Annotated in this window: 1 protein-coding gene; it reads left to right on the top strand. The window is 37.6% G+C overall.

All coding sequences use genetic code 11. The features are described 5' to 3' along the window. Window positions 1–452 (top strand): transposase (locus AC3A54_RS25490; protein ID WP_487656670.1); only part of this gene is annotated, 452 nt, incomplete at its 5' end. Window positions 453–588: the final 136 nt, after the last annotated feature.

Below are 588 nucleotides of genomic sequence, written 5' to 3'. Positions count from 1 at the left end.
AAATAGATGCCCTCGCTAGTGAAATTGAAGAATATGAGATCCTTCAATCTATCCCTGGAGTCGGAGAAAAAATCGCTGCCACGATTATTTCTGAAATTGGAGAGATAGATCGGTTTAATGATGCCAAGAAGTTAGTTGCATTCGCCGGAATAGATCCTAGTGTGTACTCTTCTGGAAAGTTTACTGCATCGGTAAACCGAATAACCAAACGTGGCTCGTGTAGGCTCCGCCACGCCTTGTATATGGCTGTTCAAAGTGGTATTCGGGATTCGCGTAAAAAGAAAACGACTGATGACATCATTCCACGCAATAGAAGACTACGAGAGTTTTACGATAAGAAACGAGAAGAAGGAAAACCGTTTAGAGTAGCCATCATTGCTTGTGTAAATAAGCTCTTACATTGGATATATGCCTTACTAAAAAGCAGAACAACTTTCCAAGATATAGCTTAGAAACTATATCTAACTAAATACAACAAAACCTTCCAATTAGTGTACAACGGAAGGTTATTTGGCATGAACATTTTTAGTATATCATGAGGTTATTAAACTTTTTATTGAAAAATGTTGACAAACTATTAGCTGGTTT

The organism is Neobacillus sp. Soil_C_43, assembly GCF_057656715.1.
Note: the sequence above shows the minus strand (reverse complement) of the source record. Positions and strands in the feature narration are given on the sequence as shown.